General features: G+C 68.9%; 5 protein-coding genes. 2 read left to right on the top strand and 3 right to left on the bottom strand.

Going from position 1 to position 5,587, the window contains the following annotated elements; genetic code table 11:
• The 3 genes from VLF18_RS07510 to VLF18_RS07500 form a co-directional block, all read right to left on the bottom strand.
• Window positions 1–281 (bottom strand): alkyl sulfatase dimerization domain-containing protein (locus tag VLF18_RS07510; RefSeq protein ID WP_325279002.1); only part of this gene is annotated, 281 nt, incomplete at its 3' end.
• Between the two features lie 206 nt (window positions 282–487).
• Complete coding sequence (locus tag VLF18_RS07505; RefSeq protein WP_325279001.1) at window positions 488–3,271, bottom strand: hypothetical protein; 2,784 nt, start codon at window positions 3,269–3,271, stop codon at window positions 488–490.
• 295 nt (window positions 3,272–3,566) lie between these two features.
• Window positions 3,567–4,541: a hypothetical protein gene (locus VLF18_RS07500; RefSeq protein ID WP_325279000.1), complete on the bottom strand. Its 975-nt coding sequence runs from the start codon at window positions 4,539–4,541 to the stop codon at window positions 3,567–3,569.
• A gap of 159 nt (window positions 4,542–4,700) precedes the next feature.
• Between VLF18_RS07500 and VLF18_RS07495 the strand changes: the two genes are divergently transcribed.
• Both VLF18_RS07495 and VLF18_RS07490 read left to right on the top strand, forming a co-directional pair.
• Entirely contained in the window at window positions 4,701–5,126 is a 426-nt protein-coding gene (locus VLF18_RS07495) for a DUF2170 family protein (protein ID WP_325278999.1), read from the top strand.
• A gap of 8 nt (window positions 5,127–5,134) precedes the next feature.
• On the top strand, window positions 5,135–5,587 hold a 453-nt coding region (locus tag VLF18_RS07490; RefSeq protein ID WP_325278998.1), incomplete at its 3' end, for a hypothetical protein.

Genomic DNA, 5,587 nt, shown 5'->3' with positions numbered 1-5,587 from the left:
CCGTGGCGCAGGTGCAGCACATAGCCCTGCGCGCCGAAGCCCTGGTTGCCGTCGGCGGGGAACCAGAATCCGAAGGCTTTGAGGCCGCCGTTGATGTCTTTCGGTAGCGGCAGTCCCTGCAGTTCGTGCGCGACGGTAATGTAGAAATTGCGCCAATTGGGATTCAGTTCGGGCTCGGCCAAGCCGAGGAACGCGCGCGCCTTGAGTTCGCGGGCGCGTTTGAGCGGCGGCGCGGCGCCGGCAAGGTAGCTCCCGGAGGGGAACGGTGTCCATAAATATATGGAAGTATTAGTCGCAGAGTGAATATGTTGCGACTTTGTCGCGGCCGCACGGCTTGCGGCGGAACGCGCGGCGGGCCTGCCGCGGGCCGGATGGCGCGAGGCGCTGCCGCAGCGCTAGACCGCGGCACAAAAAAAGCCACCGCGATCGCGGTGGCTTCGGAGTTCGCCCGGACGCGGCCGCCTTGCGGCGGCCGCGCGGTCTGCGGTCAGTTGCAGATGTCGATACGGACGTTGTCGATCGCCATGCCGTTGGGGGCCGTGGCGGTCGTGTTGCTGTCGCTCGTGGCGCGGAAGCGCAGCTGGACGGTCTGGCCGGCCATGTCGTCGAGGTCGACGATGGAGCGCTTCGCCGCCGTGCCGGTGGCCTGATGGCACCAGGCCTGGCGACCGGCAAGCGGTGCGCCGGCGGTGATCGTGCCGTCGTACGAGTCGGTGAAGAAGCGTCCGGCGGTCAGGTGCGCGAATGCACCGGCACCGACCTTGGCTTCGAGCGAGGCGGCGTCCCAGCAGCCGGTCGGGCCGTCGAGTTCGAAGCTGTGGTAGTTGTCGTAGGACAGGATCACGGCCTGCGCGGCCGGGATCGCGACGCTCGGCGACAGCACGGAGCGGTCGCTCGTGACCGCGTTGTTCGGGACTTTCCAGACGTTGCCGGTGAAGCCGGTCGTGCCGGCCGGCGCTGCGCCGGCGGACCATGCCGTGCCGCCCGCGTCGCCCGGCGCGCCCGCGGTCCAGGCCGGCTCGGCGCCGCCCTCGAAGCCGTAGGTCGCGACGTTCGTCATCGACGTGCCGGCGGGGCAGGTGCCCGGCGTGCCGGTCGTGAACGAGAACGCGGCCGAGTTCGGGCCGTCGCCGCAGTAGTTGCTCGGACGCACGCGCCAGAAATACTGCGTGGTCGCGGCGAGCGTGGTGTCGACGGTCCAGCTGTTCGTCGTGACGGTTTCCGACGCGACGATCGCGGTGAAGCCGGCGTTGGACGAGACTTCGACGAGGTAGGTCAGTGCGCCCGGAACCGGCGTCCACGACAGCAGCGGACGCACCTTCGTGCCGTTCGTGCCGTTGGCCGGCGCGGTCAGCGTCGGCGTCGTCGGCGCGGCGGCGGACACGCCGAGTTCGAGGTTGACCGCGCTCGTGATCGCGCCGCCGGTGCCCGAGACGTTGAGCGTGTACTCGCCGGAAGCCGCGCCGCGGCCGCCGACCAGCGTGAACTGGCTCGAGCCCGGGGTCGGGTTGATCGGGTTGGCCGAGAACGCCGGCGTCGTGCCGCCCGGCATGCCGCTCGGCGTCAGCGTGACGGAGGCGTTGAAGCCGCCGACCGTGCCCGCGAGCAGATCCCACGACGGATCCGGACCGGACGTCGTGCCGCAGACTTCGATGCGCTGCGGCGTCTGGCTGACGAGCTTAAAGCCCGGCAGGCCGCACTCGTTGAACTTGAAGCTGCAGATGCGCGTCGAGTACGAGCTCGCGCTGGTCGTCGGATAGAACTCGCCGGTGAACCAGAACGTGCAGTCGTCGGTCGGGTCGACGCTCATCGAGGTGTAGTCGCCCCAGCGGCCGCGGCCGCTGAACGAACCGGTCTGCGAACCCGTGGTCGCCGGCGTGCAGGCCTGCTCGTCGCGCAGCGTGCTGTCGGGATCGTTGAGCGCGCGGCCGTTGATCATGAGGCGCGGGTTGATGGTCGCGCTCGACACGTTGTAGCCGACGCCGATGTTGCCGCCCTTGTCGATGGCGATGCCGCCCATCCAGCGCGTGTTGTTGTCGGGCGAATAGACGCCTTCGTCGACGATGCTGCGCAGCAGCGGCGTGTTCGTCGCGGGCTGGAAGCCGTCCTGGTAGATGATGTCGAAGCGCTGGTTGGCCTGCGAAAGATCGAAGTGCGTCCAGCGGATCGCGCCCTGGTCGCTCGCGCCGAGCACGCCGTGATTGACGACGAGCGACAGGCGCGTCGGCGAACCGGGTGCGAACGCGCGCGCGGCGGCGCGGTACATGATGTGCGTGCCGAAGGCATCGAGCGGCACCGACGAGCCGAGCTGCGGCACGGCGGTGAAGTTCGGCACGAACGGCGTCTTCGCGGCGACGCGTTCCGGCGTGGCCGAAATCGTCGTGCTGGCCGGCGTCGTCCAGTTGATGCACATGTCCCAGAACAGGTATTCGGCCGTGGACGCATCGAAGTGGATGAACGGTGCGCAGCTGCCGCTCTTGGCATGCAGCGTGCCGTCGAGGTGCACGGGTTCCGCACCGTAGGCGTCAAAGCCCGGGAAGCGCACGATGCCGACCTGCGCGGCGGGCGCGCCGGCGAGCATCTTGTCGCGTTCGACCGCGATGTAGGCGGCGCCGAGGAAGGCCGACGTCGCGTTGTTGAACTCGTGCGTGACGATCGTGTACGCGTTCTGGCGGCCCGATTCGTCGGTCCAGACGCCGATATGCGGATAGTCGCCGAACACCTGCACCGGCGTGGTCGGCCAGGCGAATTCATAGCGGTAATACGTGCCGAGCGGATCGGACGTCGTCGAGATCGCGAAGCACTGGCTCGCGTTCGTGCCGGTCGTGAACTGCGACATGACCCAGCGCTGCGCGCGGTCGTCCCAGATCGCGAGCGGATCGCCCGAGTTCGTGTTCTGGCACTTGCCGCCGAAGCCGGCGAAGAACGAATTGCCGGCGGTCGGACCGGACGTGCGCGCGCCGGTGGTCTTGTCGAAGATCGCCCAGCTCGTGTTGATCCACTGGATGAAATGCGTCGGGCTGACGTCGCCGTTGGTGTCCGGCGGGACGCCGCCGGCACCGTTGCCCACGCCGAGGCCGTTCGCGGCCACGATGGCCGACGGTGCCGGCGTGCCGGTCGGGGCTCTCTGGATATTGCGTCCGCGCAGGCTGTGCAGGAACTCGCTCATGTCGGCCTGGCTCGGCTTGATGAACTGGTTCGGCACGACATAGATGTCCTGTCCGTCGGCACCGACCTGCGGCGCGGGATAGGACGCGATGACATCGCGCATCGGAGGAGAAACGTCGGAACGGACCGCATGACCGACCACCACGCCGCCGGCCGCCGAGGCGGCCGAAGCATTGAGCGTGGCAAAGACGGTCACGACAGCCAAAGCAAGGCCGTGACGGAGAAACATCGCAATACCCCCAGAGGATTGAGACTTGAAGCTGACGAATGCTCAGCCTTTCGGATGATGCACGAATCGCCCTTTCGTGTCTCGAACGACTGTTTTTCCCGACGAAAGTCGAGGGGTCGGATCTGTCCCCCGGCCGGCTTCGCTACGGTCGAGCCCGCCGGCGGGACGGCTATTGCGCCGCGAGCGCCGCGCGGCGTCGGTGGTCCAGCAGGAATTCGCGCGTGCCGGCCGGCAGCAGCGACAGTGTCAGCGCGCGCTCCAGCGCGGGCATTTCGCGCGCGGGCTCCTGGGCGCGCAGCCGGAGCAGGGCCATCTCGGCCAGCGCGGCGTTGTCGCCCGTGAGCCAGCGCTCCAATACCTCGGGCGCGACGGTCGCACGGTCGCGTTCGACCAGCTCGAACGCGAAGCGCACGAGCGTCGCGTTGCCGTCGACGTCCTGCACGCGTACGGGCGTGGTCGCGAGAATGTCGAGTGCGACGGCTTTCCAGCCGTCCTTGCCGAAGTGCTCGGGCTGCACGGTCGCGGCCTGCAGCAGGCGGCCGCGCGCGTTGGCGTTCGCGTCGGCGCGGCTGGCAAAGCGCAGCAGCGCCTTGCGCGCGCGGCCATCGAGCGCTTCGGCGAGCTGCGGACGCAGCACGATTTCCGACAGCGCGAAGTTGTGCTGCTGCGGATCGCGCGCATCGAGCAGCGCGATCAGTTCCGGCAGGCGCGCCTGCACGGCTTTTTCGTCGCCGCCGGGCTGCCAGGCGATGAGCGCGCGGTTTTCCGGCGTGTCGCGCAGCAGCGCCGGTTCCAGGCCCGGCGTCACGAGGAGCTGCGCGCCGAGCCGCGCGACGCGGATCTGTTCGGCTTCGCGCCGGAACACGGTGTAGGCGATCAGATAGCGCTCGCTCGGCAGCACGACGCGGCGCAGCTCGGCGGGTATGGCCAGGTCGATGAGCTCCGGCATCTCTGCGTCGCCGCCGAGTTTTTCGAGGCGGCGGAACACCATGCGCCCTTCGCTGCCGGCCTCGGCAAACTCGACCGCGGCAAGGCTCGTCGTCGCCTCGCGCAGCACGGCGGCCGGTGGCTTGACCTTGGCGGCGAATGCCGCGGCGGGGAGCAGGGACGCGAGGGCGAGCAGGATGAGTCGGCGGATGGTCATTCGTTGGGCTTCCAGGCGGATCGCAGCAGGATAGCAGTGCGTATCGAGGCGGGGCATCGGGCCGAAGGTGTAGGAGACATAATATGTCTTGACATGTTATGTCGTGGCCGGTAGCGTCCGCCATACCGCACTCGCGTATCCGCGTTCCGGAGGGGGAGCATGGCAAGCCGGCGTCGTCTGACCAGCCTGATCAAGGCAGCCGTGCCGCTGCTGCGGCGACAGATCCTCGTCGACGTCATCGACGTCGTGCCGGTCGCCGGCGAAGTCCCCGTCATCGAAATCGCGTTTCCCGGCAGCGAGCGCCTGCCGATCTACGTCACCGACGCGGGCAGCCAGCTGCTCTGCATCAGTTATCTCTGGCGCGACGCGGACGTGAAGCCGCGGCTGCGCGCGAAGCTCCTCGAAACCCTGCTCGATCTCAATCCCAGCGTGCCGCTGTCGGCGTTCGGCCGCATCGGCGAGCACTTCGTGCTGGTCGGCGCGCTGAGTCCGGCCGCTTCGGCCGCCGACATGGCGCTCGAACTCGCCACGCTTGGCGACAACGGCCGCGACGCGCTGAGCGCGCTCGCCGAATTTCTGGTCTGAGGTGTGCGATGGCCTGGTGGGATGACATCCGCGACATGCTCAAGCAGGAACTCGGCGCCGCCGCGGCGAACGGCAAGGACGCCGGCGCCGTGCCGAAGCCGCTGCGTCAGGCGCAGCTGCTGCTGCAGCGCACGGCGCGCGAGCTCGCCGATGCGCGCACGCGCGCCGACGTCGTGCGCCGGCGCCTCGCCCGCGCACAGGACAAGCTCGAAGCGCTGACCCGCGCGCCGCAGTCGCATCCGCGCTACCGCGAACGACTGGTCGAACTTGCGCGGGCGATCGCCCGCGACAGCGACCTGGCCGGCAGCTTCCAGGCGCATCTGGTCCATCTCGACCGCCTGCACGACCAGGTCAACCGGCAATTGCGCGAACTCGACCACGATCTTTCGATGGCGCGCGCGGCCAGCGTGATCGGCCAGGCGACGCAGGCGGTCGCGCGCGCCATCGAAAGATCGTGGTCG

The organism is Tahibacter sp. (assembly GCF_035481375.1).
Lineage (GTDB): Bacteria > Pseudomonadota > Gammaproteobacteria > Xanthomonadales > Rhodanobacteraceae > Tahibacter.
Note: the sequence above shows the minus strand (reverse complement) of the source record. Positions and strands in the feature narration are given on the sequence as shown.

What these genes read in the sequence shown, in the direction of transcription:
- VLF18_RS07500 (WP_325279000.1), bottom strand. Translation starts at nt 4,541, where the DNA reads ATGACCATCCGCCGACTCATCCTGCTCGCCCTCGCGTCCCTGCTCCCC.
- VLF18_RS07495 (WP_325278999.1), top strand. Translation starts at nt 4,701, where the DNA reads ATGGCAAGCCGGCGTCGTCTGACCAGCCTGATCAAGGCAGCCGTGCCG.
- VLF18_RS07505 (WP_325279001.1), bottom strand. Translation starts at nt 3,271, where the DNA reads ATGCGCGATGTCATCGCGTCCTATCCCGCGCCGCAGGTCGGTGCCGAC.